The organism is [Zimmermannella] faecalis ATCC 13722, assembly GCF_000381765.1.
GTDB classification, from domain to species: Bacteria; Actinomycetota; Actinomycetes; order Actinomycetales; family Microbacteriaceae; genus Gulosibacter; species Gulosibacter faecalis.
Genome location: NZ_KB907084.1, coordinates 64,150 through 82,439, shown reverse-complemented (window position 1 = coordinate 82,439; position 18,290 = coordinate 64,150). Strand labels below are relative to the sequence as shown.

Below are 18,290 nucleotides of genomic sequence, written 5' to 3'. Positions count from 1 at the left end.
GTGACAGATAGACCTACCGCCACCAATGCTCGGAGCATTCCTCATCGGCCTTCGTGAGGGCCTCGAAGCCGCCCTCGTCGTCGGCATCCTGCTCGCCTATGTGCGCCGCATCGGCCGCCGCGACCTCGTTCGTCCCATCGCCATCGGCGTCGGCATCGCGATCGCCATCAGCCTCGCGGTCGGCGCGATTCTCACGTTCGGCGCCTACGGGCTTTCGTTCCAGGCGCAGGAGATCATCGGCGGCTCGCTCTCGCTCGTCGCGGTGGCGATGGTGACCGGCATGGTGTTCTGGATGGGCGCCTCGGCCGCGAATATGAAGGCCGACCTCGAACACGAAATCGATGCGCGCATCGATCGGGGCTCGGGCTGGGGATTCGTCGTGCTCGCCGTCGTGTCGGTGGGCCGCGAGGGCCTCGAGACCGCGCTGTTCGTCTGGTCGACGACCCGCGGCACGGGCGACAACGCCTGGTACACCGGCTTCGGCTCGGCGGTGCTCGGCATCGTGGCGGCCGTCGCGATCGCGTGGCTGCTCATGCGCGGCATGCTCCGCGTCGACCTCTCGAAGTTCTTCCTCATCACGGGCGTCGTGCTCGTCGTGCTCGCGGGCGGCGTGCTCGCGTACGCGATCGGCGACCTGCAGGAGGCCGCGGTCATCGCCGGACCGTACCTGGCCGCCCCCGACGGTGCGCCCGCCTGGCTCGCCGGCTGGTACGGGCAGGAGGCCTGGGCCTTCCAGCTGTCGGGGAGCATCCCGCCCGACGGCCTCGCCGCCTCGCTGCTCAAGGGCACGATCGGCTTCGTGCCCGACATGTCGAAGCTCTCGGTGCTCGCCTGGGCGATCTACCTCGCCGTCACGATGACGCTGTTCGCCCGCCAGTACCGCCGCAACCGCGCCCGCCGCGCCGCCCGCACCGCCGCGAAGGCGACCGCGCCCGAGGCCGCGTAACCGCCCGCATCCTTCCCTCCTCCCCACTCAGAGCAGAACAGGAACCCCATGCCCAAATCACGAATCGGGCTCGTGCCCGGCATCGCGGCGCTCGCGCTCGTGCTCACCGGCTGCGTGCCGAACGCCGGCACCGACGGCGCCGGTGAGGCGATCACCGTCTCAAGCACCGAGACCGAGTGCACGGTCGGCGCGGCCGAGGCGACCGCCGGCACGCTCACGTTCAACGTCACCAACGACGGCGACCGCGTCACTGAGTTCTACCTGCTCGCCGACGACGGCCTGCGCATCGTCGGCGAGGTCGAGAACATCGCCCCCGGCACCGAGCGAACCCTCACCGTGACGGCGCAGCCCGGCAGCTACTTCACCGCCTGCAAACCCGGCATGATCGGCGAGAACGTCGGGCAGACCGAGTTCACCGTCTCGGGCGAGCGCGTCGAGCTGACGGGCGACGAGGCCGAGCAACAGCAGACCGCGATCGACAACTACAAGGCGTACGTGCGCGACCAGGTGTCACAGCTCGTGCCCGCCGCCGAGGAGTTCGTTGCCGCCTACGTCGCGGGCGACGACGAGACCGCGCGCGACCTGTTCGCGAGCACTCGCGTCTACTACGAGCGCATCGAGCCGACCGCCGAGGCCTTCGGCGACCTCGACCCGAAGATCGACTACCGCGAGGTGGATGCGCGCGAGGAGGGCCTCGACTGGACCGGCTTCCACCGAATCGAGAAGGACCTCTGGCCGCCCGCCGACGGTGACCTCAACTCCGACGACACCGACGCGCTCGACGGCTGGGCGCCGTCGACCGACGCCGAGCGTCAGGAGCTCGGCGACCAGCTGCTCGCCGACATCGGTGAGCTGAACGACCTCGTGACCTCCGACGACTTCGAGCTGCAGCTCGGCGACATCTCGAACGGCGCGATCGGGCTGCTCGACGAGGTCGCGACCGGCAAGATCAGCGGTGAGGAAGACTGGTGGTCGGGTACCGACCTCACCGATTTCCAGGCGAACGTCGAGGGCGCCGAGGTCGCGTACGGCATTGTGCGCGACATGGCGCTCGCGCAGGGCGACGAGGGTGAACAGCTCGTCGCCGACATCGACGCCGGCTTCGAAGAGCTGAACGCCGAGCTCGCCGAGTACGGGTCGATCGACGAGGGGTTCACGAACTACCAGGACCTCACTGACGAGCAGATTAAGGGGCTCAGCGACAAGGTCTCGGCGCTCGCCGAACCGCTGTCGCAGCTCACGGCGCTGCTGCTCGGCTAGTGTGCTCGCTGGGCCGGGACAGCAGCCCCGGCCCAGCCCGCATCGCCCACCACCACCACGAATCACCGAATGCCCCACGACGACCAGGATCCCGAACCGCCAGCCGCCCACGGCGTCAGCCGCCGCGGGCTGTTCGGCGCGCTCGCGGCGGGCGGCGCGATGGGGCTGCTCGCGGCGGGTGCGGGCGCGCGACTCGGCGCCACGATCGCCGACCAATCGCAGCCCGCCGCGTCGACGTATCCGTTCTTCGGTGAGCATCCGGCCGGCATCACGACCCCCATGCAAGACCGGGTGCACTTCGCCGCCTTTGACCTCGACGCCGACGCGAGCCGCGACGACCTCATCGACCTCCTGCAGAGGTGGAGCTACGCCGCCTCGCGGCTGCAGCTCGGGCTCGACGTGTCGGCATCGGGCGCCGTCGGCGGCTCGGAATACGCGCCGCCCGACGACACCGGCGAAGCGCTCGGGCTGCCGCCGTCAGGGCTCACGATCACGATTGGGTTTGGGCCTGGGATATTCGAAGACGCCGACGGGAACGACCGGTTCGGCGTGAAGTCGCAGCGCCCCGACGCGCTTGCGCCGCTGCCCGCGTTCGCCGGCGACGACCTCTCGGCCGCGATCTCGGGTGGCGACCTCGCGGTGCAGGCGTGCGCCGACGACCCGCAGGTTGCGGTGCACGCGATTCGCAACCTCACGCGCATGGCGTTCGGCACCGCGACCCTGCGCTGGAGCGCTCTCGGCTTCGGCCGCACCGCCTCGACGAGCCGGGCGCAGGCCACGCCGCGCAACCTGTTCGGCTTCAAAGACGGTACGAGCAACATCATGGTCGAAGACACGCAGGCGTCGAACGATCACGTCTGGGTGCAGCCCGGCGACGGCCCCGACTGGCTCACGGGCGGCTCGTACATGATCATGCGGCGCATTCGCATGATCATCGAGTCGTGGGATCGCGTGCAGCTCGGCGAGCAGGAGCAGATCTTCGGGCGCGACAAGGGCGAGGGGGCGCCGCTCTCCGGTGGTGACGAGTTCACTGCCCCGAACTTCGCCGCGACCGACGCCGCGGGCGCACCGCTCATCGACGTGAAATCGCACGTGCACCTCGCGCATCCCGAACAGAACTCGGGCACGCGCATCCTGCGCCGTGCATACAACTACGTCGACGGCAACGACGAGCTCGGGCGGCTCGACGCGGGGCTCCTGTTCATCTGTTTTCAGCGCGACCCGCAGCAGTTCATCGACATTCAGCGGAACCTCTCGCGCGACCTGCTCAACGAGTACATTCGCCACGTCGCGAGCGGGGTGTGGGCCGTGCCGCCGGTCCTCACCGAGGGGAGCTACGCCGGCGCCGCGCTCTTCGGCGACTGACGGCGCCCGGGAATACTCGGGCGGGCTCGGGCGTCGACTTCACTATGACCTCTGCGCCGAACCCTGCCCTCGACCGCAACCCCGATCTCGACCCAGCGAACAACCCGGCGGTCGCCGCCGTTGCCGCCTCGGGCGTCCGCCACGAGGTGCGCGAGCACGGCCGCGCGTCGTCGCTCGCGGAGGCGGCACGGATGCGCGGGGTCACGCCGCGCCAGATCGTGAAGTCGATGGTCGTGAAAGACGGCACGGGGGAGTACCACGTCGTGCTCGTGCCGGGCGACCGCGTGATCTCGTGGCCGAAGCTGCGGGGCGTGCTCGGCGTGAACAAGGCGGCGATGCCGTCGGCCGAGGAGGCGAAGGCCGTCACCGGCTTCGCCCGCGGCACGATCACCCCGTTTGGCACCGCGACGCCGCTCGACGTTGTCGCCGACGCGCTCGTCGAACCGGGCCCGATCACGGTTGGCGGCGGCGCACACTCTGTGGCGATCTATCTCGACGGCGACGACCTGCTCGCGCACTTTGGCGCGACGCGCGTCGACATCACTGACCCCGACCCGGCCTTCGCCGAGTGAGCCCCGTCCGTAGCGGGCCCCGCCGCGGGAGCTAACCGAGCAGCTCGCGAACGCGGGGGAGCACCTCGTCGACGGTGCGCTCGAGGCTTTCCCAGCCGCCGAACGGCAACGCGATGAAGCCGGGCACACCCGCATCGTGGAGGAACTCCGCGATGCGCTCGGACGCGTCGGCTGGCGTTCCCGTCGCGACGAAGTGGCGGGCGCCGGCCCCGTCGGCGGAGGGCAGAGGCGCTGGGCCGCCCTCACGCACCGAGACGATGACGCCGGGATGCGGGCCGACCGCGCCCGCTGGTCGACCCGCGGCCTCGGCACGCCGCGCGAGGTCGTCGGCGACCGCCCGCGCCGCCCGCGCGTCGGGCGTCGCCGCGAACACCGCATCCGCCCAGCGCGCGGCGAACTCGAGCAGCTGCGGCGAGCCACCCGCGGTCAGCATCGGCAGGCTCGGGCGCCCGGGCAGCGTGAGCGGCCCGGCGACGCCCGCGGCGACCTGCGCCGCGCCCGCGGTGAGCCCCGCCACGCGCACGAACTCGCCGGTTCCCGCGTCGGCGACGAGCGCCGCATCGTCGAAGCCGGCCCAGAGCTCGTGTAGCACCTCGAGCGCGGCGTGTGCGGCCGCGAGGCGCGCCTGCGCGTCGCCGTCGAGCTCGACGCCGAAGTTGCCGTGGCCCGCGAGCGACCACACGGCGTTCCAGCCCGCGCGACCGCCGCTCAACGCGTCGAACGAGCGCAGCTCCCGCGCGAGCTGATACGGGCGCGAAAACGTCGTCGAGCAGGTGGGGAACAGCCGGATGCGCTCGGTCGCGCCCGCGATGACGCTCATGAGCGTGAGCGGGTCGGGGCCGACGAACTCGGGGCCGCGGCCCACGCGGTCGAGCGGGAGCTCGGGCACGTCGGGCTTGAGGAGGTAGTCCCAGCCCGCGTCCTCGGCGCGCCGGGCGACCGCGACCGCGCCGGCGCCCGCGACGTACTCGCGGGCCCGCTCCGGCGCATCCCGCCACGCGTCACCGCGAAGCCAGGTCGGCGAAAGCGAGAGCCCCGCGAGCGGCGTCACACGCGCGCCTTGACGCTCTCAATCGGAATCACGAGGGGCCGCTTCGATACCGGGTCGTCGATGATGTGCGAGGTGATGCCGAACACGTCCTCGAGCAGGCGTTCCGTCAGCACCTCGCGGGCCGGGCCGTGCTCGACGATCTCGCCCGAGCGCATCACGATGAGGTTGTCGGCGTACCGTGCCGCGAGCGTGAGCTCGTGCAGCACGACGACGATCGTGCGGCCCTCCTCGCGGTTGAGGCGCTGGCAGAGCTCGAGCACCTCGAGCTGGTTCGCGATGTCGAGGTAGGTCGTCGGCTCGTCGAGCAGCATGACCGGCGGGTCCTGGGCGAGCAGCAGCGAGATCCACACGCGTTGGCGCTGCCCGCCCGAGAGCTCGTCGACGGGCCGGTCGACGAGGTCGAGCAGGTCGGTCGCCCGCAGCGCGCGCTCGACGGCGGCCTCGTCGTCGACGGTCCACTGCTGCAGCAGGTTCTGATGCGGGTAGCGGCCGCGTGCCGTGAGATCGCCAACCGTGATGCCGTAGGGCGCGTTCGACTGCTGGGGGAGCAGTCCGAGGCGGCGCGCGAACTCCTTCGCCGGCAGCCGGTGCGCATCCTTCCCGTCGAGGTACACGTGCCCCTGCTTCGGGGCGAGCAGCCGCGAGAGGGCGCGGAGCATCGTCGATTTGCCGCACGCGTTCGGGCCGATGATGATCGTCACCTTGCCCTCGGGAATCTCGACGTTGAGGTGCTCCGAGACGAGGCGTTCCTCGTACGAGAGCGAGAGGTCGTCGCCTCGGAGGATAGGGGTTGCGGCAGACACGGTGGGGTGGAGTCCTTCGTTGGGTGTGGGATGCGACATCAGAGTTGCTTCGAACGCGTGAGAAGCCAGGCGAGGTAGACGCCGCCGATGAGGCCCGTGACCTGCCCGATCGGGAGGTTGACGCTGACCGGGAGCACGGCGGTGACGACGTGCGCGATCATGAGCAGGCACGAGCCCATTGCGGCGGCGCTGAACACTGAGAATGTCTTCGAGCGGGTGAGCAGCTTCGCGAGCTGCGGCGAGGCGAGCGCGATGAACGTGATCGGCCCGACGGCGCTTGTCGCGACGCCCGCGAGGATGACGGCGAGGAGCATGAGGATGCGCCGGGTGTGCTCGGCGTGCACGCCGAGCTGGCGGGCCATGTCGTCACCCATCTCGAGCAGCGTCGCGCGCTGCGCCGCGAGGGCCACGAGCGGCACGACGATGAGCGTCACGATGAAGGCCGGGAGTGCCTGCGCCCACTTGATGTCGTCGAGCGAGCCCGAGATCCACACGTTCGCGGTGAAGGCGTTGTCGACGTCGCCGCGCACGATCATGAGGCTGTTCAGTGACGAGAGGAGCGCACCGACGCCGATACCGATGAGCACGAGGCGGAACCCGCCCGTGACGCCACCCTTCAGCGAGAGCAGGTAGATCGCGAGCGCCGTGCCGACGCCGCCGATGAGCGCGCCGATCGTCACCTGAATCGGGCCAGCCTGGAAGAAGATGATCTGGCTGATCGCGCCCGTCGCGGCGCCCGTCGTGAGTCCGATGATGTCGGGGGAGCCGAGCGCGTTGTGCGACACCGACTGGAACACGGCGCCCGAGACCCCGAGCGCGGCGCCCGCCGCGAGCGCCGCGAGCACGCGGGGGAACCGGATGTTCTGCACGACCGAGTTGTGCTTGCGCTCCTCCGACAACCCGAACATCGAGGGCAGCAGGTCGTCGAGCGGCACGCCGACCTTGCCGAGCGTCATCGCGAGCGACGCGAGGGCGAGCGCGATGAGCAGGAGGATGAGGGTGACCGTGACCGCGCGCGGGTGGACGAGCAGGGATGCGTGCGACAGGCGCACGGGGCGCCCGCTGACGAGGCGGGCCGGGGTCGTTTGGCTCATAGCTGGGCGATCTTCCGTCGGCGCACGATGGCGATGAAGGTCGGCGCGCCGATGAGCGACACCATGATGCCGACGCCGATCTCGCCCGAGGGCACGATGAGTCGGCCCGCGAGGTCGGCGACGAGCACGACCGCGGCGGCGATGAGCGCGGTCGCGGGAATCAGCCTGCGGTGGTTGAGGCCGACGAGGAGCCGCCCGACAAACGGGGCTGTGAGCCCGACGAAGCTGATGGGGCCGGCGGCGGCGGTCGCCGAGCCGCACATGACGATGATCGAGAGCGCGGCGAACGAGAGTACGACCGTCGGGTTCGCGCCGAGTGCGCGGCTGAGGTCTTGGCCGAGCACGCTTGCGTCGAGCGCGCCCGACAGCGCGAAGGCGATGAGGAAACCGACGAGCACGGCGCCGCCCGTGGGGAGCAGCAGCTCGACGCCGCGGCCCTCGAGCGAGCCGACGGTCCAGGTGCGGAACCGGTCGAAGACGTCGGTGTCGACGTTGACGAGAATGATGCGGGTGCTCGCGAGCAGTACGACGTTGACCGCCGCTCCCGCGAGCACGAGCCGCACGGGGCTCGCGCCCTTGTGCACGCCGCCGAGCACGTAGACGGCGGCGCCCGTGAGCCCGGCGCCGAGGAACCCGAAGACCATCGACGCCGTGAGCGTGCCGAAGCCGAAGTAGGCGATCGCGACCGCGACCGTAAAGGTGACGCCGGCGTTCACGCCCAGCAGGCCAGGCTCGGCGAGCGGGTTGCGGGTAATCGCCTGCATGACGACGCCCGCGGCGCCGAGCGCGACACCGATGATGATCGCGAGCACGGTGCGGGGCATGCGCACCTCGCGCACGAGCAGGTGGCTCGTGTTCGTCGCGTCAAAGTCGAAGTAGGCGTTCCAGGCGTCGGCGAACGAGACGTCGACCGTGCCGACGACGAGCGAGACGGGGAAAAGCCCGACGACGAGCACGCCGATCAGCAGGAGCCAGCGGCCCGGATGCTTCGTGGCAGCACCGCTGCCGGGCGCGCTGCGGCGGGTTCGGGCGAGCGGGCTCGTGCGGCCTGCGTCGTGGTTGGCCGGGCCCTGGGCGGCCGGGCCTTGGCCGTCTGGGTTCGGTGCGTCGGAATCTTGTGTGGACACCACGGCACGGGGCACCGCCTCATTGGCGGTGCCCCGTGCGGCGGTTGTGCGGTGCGAGTTCGTAGCTCTGCGTTTCTCTTCGCGGGTACGGTGCTCGGCGCCGCTACTCGGTGCCGAAGTTTTCGAGCACGCCGTCGACGATCTCGGTGGCCGAGTAGTAGTCGATGCGGAACGAGTTCTCGCCGAGGCCGTAGACCTGGCCGTTCTGCACGCTCGGCAGGTTCGCGAGCACGGTGTCGTCAAGGAACGCCTGCGCGCCCTCGTTGCCCTGAGCAAGGATGAACGTCGTGTCGGCGGTCAGCTCGGTGAGGTTCTCGTAGCTCGCCCAGACGAAGTCGTTGCGCAGGTTGTCCTGGTTGTGCCACTCGGGGTTCGGGTCTTCAATCGTGAAGCCGAGTTCGTTCAGGAGCTCCGCGTGCGGGCCGCCGTCGCGAGCGATCGGGTTGTTCTCGCCGGGGCCGTTGAACGAGATAACGTTCGCCTCGCCTTCGGGCACGGTGATCTGCTCCTTCACCTCGGCGACGTGCTCCTCAAAGCCGCTGATCGTCTCTTCCGCGGCCTCGGTCAGGCCGGTCGCCTCGGCGAGCTCGAGCGTCAGTTCCTGCCAGGTCTCCCCGCCGTAGTCGACAACGATGGTCGGGGCGATGTCCTGGAAGTCGGCGAGGTTGTCGACCGCCGAGTCGGCACCGCTCGCGGCGACGACGATGAGGTCGGGGTCGGCCGCGATGAGCGCCTCGAGGTCGACCTCGCCCGCGGGCCACAGGGTCTCGACGCCGGCCGACTCAGCCACGTCGGCCCACTGCGGGAAGAACTGGCCGTTTCCGGCCGCGCCCGACGACGTGACGGGCGCGCCGAACGAAAGGAGCGAGCCGGTGATCGTCACCGCGGTCGACGCGATGTTCGTCGGCTGCTCGGGAATCTCAGTGGTCGTGCCGTCCGCGTTCTCGAACGTGATGGGGAACTCTGCGCTCGACGCGCCGCCCTCGGCACCCTCGGTCGACCCCTCGGTCGAGCCCGCCTCGCCGTCTGCGCTCGCGCATCCGGTCAGTGCGAGCGCGGTCACCGCGACGCCGACGAGCGCGGCGCGCAGGCGCCCCGAAATTCCTTTGGTGTGCTTCGCACCAGTTGTCACTGTGCATCCCTTCGTAGTGATCCGCGCCACCCCGGCGCAGTCGCACGTCACCGTGGCGAGGCTCAGGAAGCTCGCATAGATAGGTGAGGCTTACCTACTTTATTCGTACAGTGTTGAATTCAGCAACCGGGTCGGCGGCCGGGTGGGTGCCGGTTTCAGCGAGTGGAACGCGCGAGGACGGCGCAGATCGCGTCGGGCAGCGTGCGGCGCCACCAGGCGACGTCGTGGCCGCCCGTCACCGCGTCGCCGGGCGTCTCGACGAGCCGATCGAGCGCCCGCAGAAACTCGCGCGCGTGGAGTACTGCGCCTTGCAGCAGCCACTCCGTGTGGCCGACCTGCACGGCGCACGGGGCGGTGTCGCGCGCGGCGCCGAGCTCCGCGAACCAGGCGCCGGGACTCTGGTGCGGCGGTTCGAGCGTCGGCCACCACAGCGACGGTGACTGGCCGACCGCGGCACGCACGAGTTCGGGGAACCGCACCGCCGCGAGCATCGAGAACAGGCCGCCGAGGCTCTGGCCCGCGGGGACGAGTCCGCCGTCGTGGCCCGGCACGACGGCCTCGAGCACGCGGCGAATGCGCGCGAGCAGCTCGCCCTGCTTCCGCGCATCCGCGGGGTAGTCGAGCTGCCGTGAGCGGGGGCCAGCCGAAGGGAGGTAGACGAGGTGTACGGGCGGGCAGTCGCCCGAGGCGATGCGGGCCGCGAGCGCGCCGACGAGCAGGTCGTCGTCGAGCCACACCTCGCCGTCGAGCAGCAGCACCGCGGGGCTCGCGGCAGACGCATTCGGATGGCTGCGCACCGTCACCGTGACACGTTCGCCGCTCACCGGCAACGTCAGGAGGCGCTGCTCCTGGCGCCAGTCGGCGTAGGGGGCCGTCTCTGGCTCTCGGGGCGCCCGTTCGAGTGCGACAATGCTGTGCGGCGCGTGCGGCACGAGCTTGTTCGGCCGCTGGTTCGGGTTGCGTGGGTCGCTCGTGAGCACGCCCGCCTGGCCGAGCACTTCGCGCATCGTCAGCCGACCCTCGGCCTCCTCGAAGGGGGAGTCGGGAGTGAGGAAGTGGTACGAGCACAGCCAATCGGCGGGCATGCGCACCGAGATCGTCGCGAGGTCGCTGTTCACGACCCGGTGCATCCGGCCCTCGGCGGGGGCAAAGACGTCGGTGAGCTTGTTGGCGACGAGGTAGACGTGGGGCGCCGGGCCGAAGTATGCGAAGGTGACGACGCGGTGATCGGGCCCGTCGGCAGGCTCGATGAGGGGAGCGCCGCCCGCTTCGAGTTCGGCGAGGAACTCCTCGACGAGGGTGTCGCGCGCGGCGGCATCCGCGGCCTCGAGCGCGGCCGTGAGTTCGCGGATGCGCGGCGACTCGACGATCGGAAGCGGCCAGGGCCGCGGCGCGTGCGGCGGGGTCGTCCGTCGAAGGTGAGCGTCGAGGTCCGTATCAATATCCACGCCCGCACCCTACCCTCCCCAAACCCCAGTTGAGTGGTCGATTTTTGCTGTTCTGAGGCCTCAGAACAGCAAAAATCGACCCCTCAACTGCGGATAACTGGGGGGGTACTCGACCGGGGTACTCGGGCGTGCGGGATACTAGGGGAATGCCTGCTCCCCAAGAAAATGTCTGGCTCGCCGCCGTGCGGGCAAACCCCGACCACGCGCAGAATTACGCGAAGCGCTGGCGCACCTTCGTCGAGCTGGGTCGCGATATCTACGGCGAAGCTCGGCTGATCGACGCGATGGCCGAGCGCGGCAGCCGCATCCTCGACGCTGGCTGCGGAACCGGGCGCATCGGCGGGTGGCTCGCCGAGCGCGGGCACGAGGTCACCGGCGTCGACCTCGACGAGTACCTCATCTCGGTCGCGCGCGAAGACTATCCGCAGGCGCGCTGGGAGGTCGGCAACCTCGCGTCGTTCTCGATCGACGACGAGTACGGCGACCTGCAGGAGTTCGACCTCATCGTGTCGGCCGGCAACGTCATGACGTTCCTCGCCGAATCGGAGCGGCTGCCCGCGCTCGAACGACTGCGCGGCCACCTCGCCCCGAACGGCCGGCTCGTCGTCGGCTTCGGCGCGGGGCGAGGATACGAGTTTGTCGATTTCGCGGCCGACGCGTTCACAGCGGGGCTGGTGCTTGAGCAGCACTATTCGACGTGGCAGCTGCACGCCCCGGCCGAGGATTTCCTCGTCGCCGTGCTCACGCGCACCCCGGACGCCCCCGAACAAGACGAATAAAAAACACCAGTTGAGTGGTTGATTTTTGCTGTTTTGAGGCCTCAAAACAGCAAAAATCAACCACTCAACTGGTGGGGTTCAACTGGAGGGGTTTAGCTGGGAGTGCCGGCGAGGAGCTTGCGGAGGCGCTTGAGGGAGGCCGGCTGTGCCGTGCCGAGCTGCTGCGCGAACAGGCTCACACGGAACTCCTCGAGGAGCCAGCGCGCCGCCACGAGCTGCTCCGGCGCATCCACCGCGAGCGGCAGCTCGCCGCCCGCGTCGCGGTAGAGCTGCAGCGCCTGCTCGAGCTCGAGCGCACCCGACCGCTCGGTCGCCGCGCTCACGCTGAGCCGCTCGACCCGCGCGGCGGCCGCGCGCAGATAGCGCGGCAGGTGCCGCAGCTGGTCGAGGCCCGTGCGCGACACGAACCCGTCAAACACGAGGGCATCGAGCTGCCCGCGCACGTCGGTGAGCGTCGCGAGGTACGCCATCGCGTTCGTCGACTTCACCACCTTCAGCGCCGCGCGCTGGCTCGTGAGAATCTCGGCGACGAGCCGCACGACGTCAAACATCGCGTCAACGAGCCCGGCGTTGAACCGCTCGCGCAGCGCATTGAACGCCGCCCGCGTGCGCACGGGCGCGCCCACCTCGGCGACCGCCCGGTCGGCGAGCGCGACGACCGCGTCGGCAAGTAGCTGCTCGGTCGAGTGGTAGGGGCTCGCGGCGAGCGCGAGTTTCTCCTGTGAGGTGAGGTGCGCGAGCACGTACGTCGCCGGCGATGGCACCGAGCGGGCGAGCAGGGCGGCGACGGCCCGCGGATGCTCCCGGGCCTGGTCGGCGCTCGTCGTCGCGAGCGTGAGGTCGAGCTTGCTCGTGGCCGGATGCGCCGGGTCGCGCAGCTGCAGCGTCGGCCACGCGCGAATCACGCCGTGCTTTCGGCGGATCTCGAACGTCTCGGGCAGGTCGCGCTCGGGCCACGCGGTGAGGTCGCGCTGCTCGGCCACGGCGTCACCGCCGGCACTCGTGCCAGCACCGCCAGCACCGCCGGAACCCCGACCATCCACGCCCCGACCACCCGCGCCGTTCGAGACACTGCCTCGCCGCGACCCACCGCGCCCGCCGGGCACCGCCGGCCCCGCGCTCGCGCGCACGAGCGCCGCCTCGGTCTCGCGCTTGAGCCGCTGCTGCAGCGCGATGAGGTTCGACCCCTCGCCGAGCTCGCGGCCGCGATCGTCGAGCACGAGGAAGCGCATCCGCAGGTGGGCGGGCACGCGCTCGGGCTCGAACTCGCTGGCGTCGAAGCGGATGCCCCCGAGCCGCTGCAGGTGCCCGTGCAGTACCTCGGTGAGCGGCCCCGCGACGTCGTCGCCACGGTCGGGCCGCACCTCGCCGACCTCGGCGAGCAGCTTCGCCGCCCAGTCGGCGGCGGGCACGAAGTTGCGGCGCGTCGCCTTCGGCAGGGTGCGCAGCAGCGCCGTCACGAGCTCGGCCCGGAGCCCCGGCACCTGCCAGTCGAACCCGTCGGGCGTGAGCATCGCGAGCAGCTGCACCGGCACGACGGCCGTTACGCCGTCGTCGGGCGCCTGCGGGTCGAACTTGTAGCGCAGCCGCAGCTGCTGCTCGCCCTGCCGCCAGGTGCGGGGATACGCGTCGGCATCCTCGCCCGCGGCCTCGTCGTCGAGCAGGTCGGCGCGGCGCAGGTCGAGCAGCTTCGGCGAGCGCTCCTCTTCGGCCCGCCACCACTTGTCGAACGTCGGCTGCGAGACCACCTCGGCGGGGAGCCGCTCGTCGAAGAAGTCGAACTGCACCTCGGTGTCGTCGTGGCGCGAGCGGGTGCGGGTGCGCTCCTCGATCTCGCCGATTTCGCGCAGCAGCTGCTGGTTGCGGCGTACGAAGCGGTAGCGGCCGGTCCAGTCGCCCTCGACGAGCGCGTGCCGAATAAAGAGGTCGCGGCTCCAGGCGGGGTCGATTTTCGCGAACCCGACGCGGCGCCCGGTCACGATCGGCACGCCGTAGAGCGTCACGGTCTCGAGCGCGACCGCCTGCCCCTGCTTGCGTTCCCAGTGCGGCTCAGAATGCTGCCGCTTCGCGAGGTCGCCCGCGAGCGCCTCGGCCCATTCGGGCTGGATCTTCGCGACCGTGCGGGCGAACAGCTGCGAGGTCTCGACGAGCTCGGCCGCCATCACGGCCTCGGGGTTCGAACCCTTGAGCCCCGACCCCGGGAATACCCGAAAGCGCGTGTTGCGTGCCCCACGGTAGTCGCGCCGCTGCCGGTCGTAGACACCGATGTGGCTGAGCAGTCCGGCGAGCAGTGCGCGGTGCACGGCGTCGGCGTTCGCGCCCGGCTCGGCCCCCGCATCCGGCCTCCGGATGCGCAGCCCGAGCGGCTTTGCGAGCTCGCGCAGCTGCCGAAACAGGTCTTGCCACTCGCGCAGCCGCACGTAGTTGAGGAACTCCGCCTTGCAGAGGCGACGGAACGCTGACGAGCCGAGCTCGCGCTGCTGTTCTTCGAGGTAGTGCCACAGGCGCAGCAGCGACATGAAGTCGCTCGTCGGGTCGCGGAAGCGGGCGTGCAGCTGGTCGGCCTGCGCGCGACGCTCGAGCGGGCGTTCGCGGATGTCCTGCACCGTGAGGCCCGCGACGATGATGAGCACGTCGCGGGCGACGTCGAGGTGCTTCGCCTCGATCACCATGCGCGCGAAGCGCGGTTCGATCGGCAGGGTGGCGAGCTGTCGGCCGATCTTCGTGAGCTGCGGCACACCGCCCCGGCCCGAACGAATTGCGCCGAGTTCGCGCAGCAGGTCGACGCCGTCGCGCACGCCGCGCGGGTCGGGCGGGGTGAGGAACGGGAAGTCTTCAATCGCGCCGAGTCCGAGCTCGAGCATCTGCAGCAGCACGCTCGCGAGGTTCGTGCGCAGAATCTCGGGGTCGGTGAATTCGGGCCGCCGCTCGAAGTCGTCCTCAGAGTAGAGCCGAATCGCGATGCCGTCGCGCGTGCGGCCGGAGCGCCCCGAGCGCTGGTTCGCCGACGCCTGCGAGATCGCCTCGATCGGCAGCCGCTGCACCTTCGCGCGCACCGAGTAGCGCGAGATGCGCGCGAGGCCGGCATCGATGACGTAGGCGATGCCCGGCACCGTGAGCGAGGTCTCGGCGACGTTCGTCGCGAGCACGACGCGGCGGCGCGTGTCCGGGCGCCCACTCGGCTCGAATACGCGGTGCTGATCGTGGGCGCTGAGGCGCCCGTAGAGGGGGAGGATCTCGGTCGCGTCGAGCTCGCGGCTGCTGAGGGATGCGCGGATCGACTCCTCGGCCTCGCGAATCTCGCGCTCGCCGGGGAGGAACACGAGCACGTCGCCGGGGCGCTCGGCGGCGAGCTCGCGCAGCGCGGCGACGATGCCCTCGCCGAGGTCGCGGTCGTCGGCGACCGACTCCGCGTCGTCGGCATCGCCGTCGGCGTCGAGGTCCGCCTCGCCGACGAGGGGCCGGTAGCGCACCTCGACGGGATACGTTCGGCCCGACACCTCGATCACCGGAGCGTCGTCGAAGTGCTTCGAGAACGACTCGGGGTCGATCGTCGCCGAGGTGATGATCACCTTGAGGTCGGGGCGCTCGGGAAGCAGTCGCTTGAGGTACCCGAGCAGGAAGTCGATGTTGAGCGAGCGCTCGTGCGCCTCGTCGATGATGATCGTGTCGTAGCGCCGCAGCAGCCGGTCGCGCCGCAGCTCGCCGAGCAGGATGCCGTCGGTCATGAGCTTGATGCGGGTCGACTCGCTCGAGGCATCGGTGAACCGCACCTGGTAGCCGACGAGGTCGCCGACCTCGGAGCCGAGCTCCTCGGCGATGCGTTCGGCGATCGTGCGAGCCGCGATGCGTCGCGGCTGCGTGTGGCCGATCGCCTCGCGGCCGAGCTCGAGGCAGATCTTCGGCAGCTGCGTCGTCTTGCCCGAGCCGGTCTCGCCCGCGACGATGACGACCTGGTGGTCGCGGATGGCGGCCGCGATCTCCTCGCGTCGCTGCGACACAGGGAGCTCGGGTGGGAAATGCATGGCGACCATCGGCGGCCAAGTCTAGTTCGCGCGCGAGCGGCGCCGCGGCCAGCCAACACCAATGGGCGCGCATGACGCATCCCCTACGATGTCAGGGTGACTGCCCCGACGACTGCTCGACTCGACGGCGCCAGCAGTTCGGCGAAGCCCACCGGGTCTTGGGCCGACGACCTCTGGCAGCGGTGGACCGCGACCCCCGAGCTCCGGCGGCGAACCGAGTGGACCATCCTCGGGCTCGTGACGCTCGTCGCGGTGCTCGTGCGCTTCGTGCGCCTCGGGCAGCCCGACCGCATCGTGTTCGACGAGATCTACTACGTGCCCGACGGGTGGACGATCACGAACAACGGCTACGAGTCGGAGTGGCCCGAGAATAAGGATGAGCTCTGGGCCTCGGGCCAGCAGGGCGCCTACCTCGACCAGGCCGAGTACGTCGTGCATCCGCCCCTCGGCAAGTACCTCATCGGCATCTTCATGCACCTGTTCGGGGCCGAGCACGTGTGGGCCTGGCGCTTCGGCGTGGCGCTGTTCGGCGCGGCCGCGGTGCCGCTCCTCTACTTCGTCGGCAAGAAGCTCTTCGGCTCGATCGCGCTCGGCGCGATCGCGGCCGGGATGCTCGCGATCGACGGCCACGCGATCGCGATGAGCCGCACGGGCATCCTCGACATCTTCGTGATGTTCTTCGTGCTGCTCGGGTTCCTGTTCCTGCTCTACGACCGCGACGACCAGAACCGCAAGCTCTCGGCCTGGGTGGCTGACTGGCGTCGGCGCGAACACGCGATCGATCCCTCGGTGCCGCTCACGAGCACGCCGAGCCGGTGGCGCACGACGATCCACCCGCCGAAGAGCCGGCCGACCGGGCCCGACTGGGGCCCCGTGCTCTGGCGTCGGCCGTGGTTCGTCGCGATGGCGTTCTCGCTCGCGCTCGCGACGAGCGTGAAGTGGTCGGGCCTCTACTACCTCGCGCTGTTCTGCGTGCTCTCGATCGGGCTCGACGCGTACGCACGCAAGCGTGAGGGCATCACGCTGTGGCTCTCGGCCGCCGTGCTGAAGCAGGGCCCCGCGTCGTTCCTCCTCGCGATTCCGCTCACGCTCGTCACGTACGTCGTGAGCTACGGCGGCTGGTTCCTCACGGGCCGCGGCTACAACGGCATTGTCGAGTCGGGCGTGTGGCAAGACGGCCGCTTCTTCGACGAGTCCACGGCGACCTGGCGCGACGGGTCGCTCTTCGACTGGCTGCGGCTCTCGTTCTCCCACTTCGTCGACTACCAGCAGCAGGTCTACGAGTTCCACTCCCGGCTCGCGGCGGGGCACTCATACAACTCGGCACCCTACGAATGGCCGTTCCTGCTGCGCCCCACCGCGTTCCAGTACACGTACATCGACCCGGCCGACGACCCGAGCTGCCACGCGAATCAGTGCGTCGAGGCGGTCACCTCGCTCTCGAACCCGCTGCTCTACTGGCTCGGCACGATCGCGATCGTGTTCCTCATCATGATGCTGTTCGTGAAGCCGCGCTGGCCGTACGTCGCGATCCTCGTCTCGTACGCCGCTGGGTATCTGCCGTGGCTGCTCACTGGCCGCACGTCGGTGTACCACTTCTACGTCATCGTCTGGCTGCCGTTCATGTTCCTCGCGGCCGCGCTCGCGCTGCAGACGGTGGCGGGCGACGCCGACGATCCGCGCAAGCAGCGAACGCTCGCGGTGAACCTCGTCACGGGATTCTTCGTGCTCGCGATCCTCGTGTCGATTTTCTTCTACCCGGTATGGACCGGCCTGCAGATTCCCGACTGGTACTTCAACCTCACCCACTGGCTGCCGGGCTGGTACTAGGCCATGCTCATCCTCGCGGGAACCCCGATCGGCAATCTCGGCGACGCGTCGGCGCGGCTGCTCGAGACGCTGCGCACCGCCGACGTCGTCGCGTGCGAAGACACGCGCACGACGGGCCGCCTGCTGCAGCTCCTCGAGATCGACGCGCGGCCGCGGCTCATCGCGGTGCACGAACACAACGAGCAGGATGCGGCGGTCGAGCTCGCGCGCCTCGCCGAGTCGCAGACGGTCGTGCTCGTGTCAGACGCGGGCATGCCGGCGATCTCCGACCCCGGGTACCGCGTCGTGCGGGCGTGCGCCGAGGCGGGCGTTGACGTGACGAGCGTGCCGGGGCCGTCGGCGGTCATCACGGCCCTCGCGGTCGCGGGCCTGCCGACCGACCGGTTCGCGTTCGAGGGGTTCGTGCCGCGCAAACAGTCGGATCGTGCCCGGCTCGTCGCGGCGCTCACCGACGAGGCCCGCACGACGGTGCACTACGAGTCGCCGCACCGGCTCGCGGCGACCCTCGCCGACTTTGCGGCCGCGTGGCCAGAGCGTCGCGTCGCGGTGTGTCGCGAGCTCACGAAGCTCCACGAGGAGGTCGTGCGCGGCACGTGTGCCGAGGTCGCGGCCTGGGCCGAAGGAGGAGTTCGCGGCGAGATCGTCATCGTCCTCGAGGGCGCGGCCCCGAAGGTTGTCGACCTCGCGGGGGCGGCCGACGAGGTGCGGGCCCTCGCCGACGGCGGGATGCGCCTAAAAGATGCGGCGGCGCAGGTCGCGGAGCGCACGGGGCTGCGCAAGCGGGAGCTCTACGACGCCGCGCTCGCCCAGCACATCTCGCCGCGTGACTCCGACAGCCCCGCGACCCACTAAACTGGC

General features: G+C 70.4%; 14 protein-coding genes. 7 read left to right on the top strand and 7 right to left on the bottom strand.

The features are described from left to right. The first annotated feature begins 25 nt into the window (after positions 1-25). From efeU to G328_RS0112410, 4 genes are all read left to right on the top strand, one after another. Positions 26-946, top strand: a complete 921-nt coding sequence (efeU, locus tag G328_RS0112425) for an iron uptake transporter permease EfeU (protein ID WP_019619681.1) — start codon at positions 26-28, stop codon at positions 944-946. Positions 947-994: 48 nt separating this feature from the next. Beyond that, positions 995-2,206 (top strand): iron uptake system protein EfeO, encoded by a 1,212-nt coding sequence (gene efeO / locus G328_RS0112420; RefSeq protein WP_019619680.1) that lies wholly within the window; start codon positions 995-997, stop codon positions 2,204-2,206. 69 nt (positions 2,207-2,275) lie between these two features. Further along, on the top strand, positions 2,276-3,571 hold the full coding sequence (efeB, locus tag G328_RS0112415; protein ID WP_019619679.1) for an iron uptake transporter deferrochelatase/peroxidase subunit: 1,296 nt from the start codon (positions 2,276-2,278) through the stop codon (positions 3,569-3,571). Positions 3,572-3,615: 44 nt separating this feature from the next. Next, a complete protein-coding gene (locus G328_RS0112410) occupies positions 3,616-4,143 on the top strand; it encodes an aminoacyl-tRNA deacylase (RefSeq protein WP_019619678.1) in 528 nt (175 codons plus the stop codon). A 31-nt stretch (positions 4,144-4,174) separates the two neighbouring features. On the opposite strand, the gene G328_RS15370 is transcribed toward G328_RS0112410, so the two are convergent. The 6 genes from G328_RS15370 to G328_RS0112380 form a co-directional block, all read right to left on the bottom strand. After that, positions 4,175-5,194, bottom strand: a complete 1,020-nt coding sequence (locus tag G328_RS15370; protein ID WP_019619677.1) for an LLM class flavin-dependent oxidoreductase — start codon at positions 5,192-5,194, stop codon at positions 4,175-4,177. Further along, on the bottom strand, positions 5,191-6,036 hold the full coding sequence (locus tag G328_RS0112400; RefSeq protein WP_051082916.1) for an ABC transporter ATP-binding protein: 846 nt from the start codon (positions 6,034-6,036) through the stop codon (positions 5,191-5,193). The genes G328_RS15370 and G328_RS0112400 overlap by 4 nt, the downstream gene beginning before the upstream one ends. Then, positions 6,036-7,091, bottom strand: a complete 1,056-nt coding sequence (locus G328_RS0112395; RefSeq protein WP_019619675.1) for a FecCD family ABC transporter permease — start codon at positions 7,089-7,091, stop codon at positions 6,036-6,038. The genes G328_RS0112400 and G328_RS0112395 overlap by 1 nt, the downstream gene beginning before the upstream one ends. Further along, positions 7,088-8,221 (bottom strand): FecCD family ABC transporter permease, encoded by a 1,134-nt coding sequence (locus tag G328_RS0112390; protein ID WP_019619674.1) that lies wholly within the window; start codon positions 8,219-8,221, stop codon positions 7,088-7,090. The genes G328_RS0112395 and G328_RS0112390 overlap by 4 nt, the downstream gene beginning before the upstream one ends. A 100-nt stretch (positions 8,222-8,321) precedes the next feature. After that, positions 8,322-9,350, bottom strand: coding sequence for a Fe2+-enterobactin ABC transporter substrate-binding protein (fepB, locus tag G328_RS0112385; protein ID WP_019619673.1), 1,029 nt, complete (start codon positions 9,348-9,350; stop codon positions 8,322-8,324). A 155-nt stretch (positions 9,351-9,505) separates the two neighbouring features. Continuing rightward, positions 9,506-10,798 carry an enterochelin esterase domain-containing protein gene (locus tag G328_RS0112380; protein ID WP_019619672.1) on the bottom strand — a complete coding sequence of 431 codons (1,293 nt, stop codon included), beginning with the start codon at positions 10,796-10,798 and terminating at the stop codon, positions 9,506-9,508. A 146-nt stretch (positions 10,799-10,944) separates the two neighbouring features. Between G328_RS0112380 and G328_RS0112375 the strand changes: the two genes are divergently transcribed. Beyond that, positions 10,945-11,577, top strand: a complete 633-nt coding sequence (locus tag G328_RS0112375) for a class I SAM-dependent methyltransferase (protein ID WP_051082915.1) — start codon at positions 10,945-10,947, stop codon at positions 11,575-11,577. Positions 11,578-11,669: 92 nt separating this feature from the next. On the opposite strand, the gene hrpA is transcribed toward G328_RS0112375, so the two are convergent. Continuing rightward, positions 11,670-15,611: an ATP-dependent RNA helicase HrpA gene (gene hrpA / locus G328_RS0112370; RefSeq protein ID WP_026339878.1), complete on the bottom strand. Its 3,942-nt coding sequence runs from the start codon at positions 15,609-15,611 to the stop codon at positions 11,670-11,672. An 87-nt stretch (positions 15,612-15,698) separates the two neighbouring features. On the opposite strand from hrpA, the gene G328_RS0112365 reads away from it, so the two are divergent. Both G328_RS0112365 and rsmI read left to right on the top strand, forming a co-directional pair. Further along, positions 15,699-17,432: a dolichyl-phosphate-mannose--protein mannosyltransferase gene (locus G328_RS0112365; protein ID WP_019619669.1), complete on the top strand. Its 1,734-nt coding sequence runs from the start codon at positions 15,699-15,701 to the stop codon at positions 17,430-17,432. Positions 17,433-17,435: 3 nt separating this feature from the next. Further along, the gene (gene rsmI / locus G328_RS0112360) at positions 17,436-18,284 is read left to right on the top strand and encodes a 16S rRNA (cytidine(1402)-2'-O)-methyltransferase (protein WP_019619668.1); all 849 of its coding nucleotides are present in this window, start codon (positions 17,436-17,438) and stop codon (positions 18,282-18,284) included. Positions 18,285-18,290: the final 6 nt, after the last annotated feature.